At 51.3% G+C, this 1,160-nt stretch carries 2 rRNA genes; both read right to left on the reverse strand.

The annotated features are described in order from the left end of the window. Nucleotides 1-12 precede the first annotated feature (12 nt). Nucleotides 13-120, reverse strand: a 5S ribosomal RNA gene (rrf, locus tag LJD32_RS14910). 74 nt (nucleotides 121-194) lie between these two features. Then, nucleotides 195-1,160: ribosomal RNA gene (locus LJD32_RS14915) — 23S ribosomal RNA — on the reverse strand; the annotation flags it as partial.

The raw sequence follows: 1,160 nt of genomic DNA on the forward strand, positions 1-1,160 counted from the left end.
AAAAAAAGAAGGAACTGGCAACGAGCTATTTTCGCACAATGTACTATCTTCGCCGCGATGATGCTTAACTTCTGTGTTCGGAATGGGTACAGGTGTGTCCATCATGCTATCATTACCAGATTCTTCTTGTCAAGTGTCTTCAGGACACTCAAAACCAGACAGTAGTTTTTCTTCTTTCAAGCTCGCTTGCCTTTTCGGTCAAGCCCTCGACCTATTAGTATCAGTCCGCTTAACATGTCACCATGCTTACACTCCTGACCTATCTACCTTATCGTCTTTAAGGGGTCTTACTTGCTTGCGCAATGGGAAATCTCATCTTGAAGTGGGTTTCACACTTAGATGCCTTCAGCGTTTATCCCTTCCGCATTTAGCTACCCAGCTATGCCACTGGCGTGACAACTGGTCCACCATTGATGCGTCCATCCCGGTCCTCTCGTACTGAGGACAGCTCTTCTCAAATTTCCTGCGCCCACGACAGATAGGGACCGAACTGTCTCACGACGTTCTGAACCCAGCTCGCGTACCGCTTTAATGGGCGAACAGCCCAACCCTTGGAACCGACTTCAGCTCCAGGATGCGATGAGCCGACATCGAGGTGCCAAACCTCCCCGTCGATGTGAACTCTTGGGGGAGATCAGCCTGTTATCCCCAGGGTAGCTTTTATCCGTTGAGCGACGGCCTTTCCATTCAGCACCGCCGGATCACTAAGCCCGACTTTCGTCCCTGCTCGACTTGTGGGTCTCGCAGTCAAACACCCTTTTGCCTTTGCACTCTGCGCTTGGTTTCCATCCAAGCTGAGGGTATCTTTGGGCGCCTCCGTTACTCTTTGGGAGGCGACCGCCCCAGTCAAACTGCCCGACTGACACTGTCCCGTCAACGGCTCTACGTCGTCCGGTTAGAAATCCAATACAACAGGGGTAGTATCCCAACAGCGGCTCCTTGAATACTGGCGTATCCATCTCTTTGCCTCCTACCTATCCTGTACATGCTGCATCAAATCCCAATATCAACCTGCAGTGAAGCTCCATGGGGTCTTTCCGTCTAGTCGCGGGTAACCTGCATCTTCACAGGTACTAAGACTTCACCGAGTCTACAGCTGAGACAGCGCCCAAATCGTTACGCCTTTCGTGCGGGTCAGAACTTACCTGACAAGGAATTTC

It is taken from the genome of Faecalibacillus sp. TM498 (genome assembly GCF_020589955.1).
Taxonomy (GTDB): Bacteria; Bacillota_I; Bacilli_A; order Erysipelotrichales; family Coprobacillaceae; genus Faecalibacillus; species Faecalibacillus intestinalis.